At 65.7% G+C, this 356-nt stretch carries 1 pseudogene; it reads left to right on the forward strand.

The annotated features are described in order from the left end of the window. Nucleotides 1–356, forward strand: a pseudogene (locus tag AB0T83_RS20375) (ornithine cyclodeaminase family protein); the annotation flags it as partial.

The following is a 356-nucleotide window of genomic DNA, read 5'->3' on the forward strand; positions in this document are numbered from 1 at the left end:
GATCCTGAATGCCGATCAGGTCAGCCCCGGCACCCATGTGGCCTGCATGGGCACCGATACCAAGGGCAAGCAGGAGGTCGACCCGCAGCTTCTGGTCAAGGCGGATGTGTTCACCGACGAAGTGGCCCAGTCCATCAGCATCGGCGAGGCGCAGCACGCGGTGTCCCAGGGGCTGATCGCCGAGGCCGATGTCGCTCAGCTGGGCGCCGTCATCAACGGCACCAATCCGGGCCGCGTCTCGGACGACCAGATCACCCTGTTCGACGGCACCGGCGTCGGTCTTCAGGATCTGGCCGTGGCCGCCGCCGTCGTCGATCTGGCGGTCGAAAAGGGCATCGCCATCGAGGTCGATTTCT

Source organism: Meridianimarinicoccus marinus (assembly GCF_040689105.1).
Taxonomy (GTDB): domain Bacteria; phylum Pseudomonadota; class Alphaproteobacteria; order Rhodobacterales; family Rhodobacteraceae; genus Meridianimarinicoccus; species Meridianimarinicoccus marinus.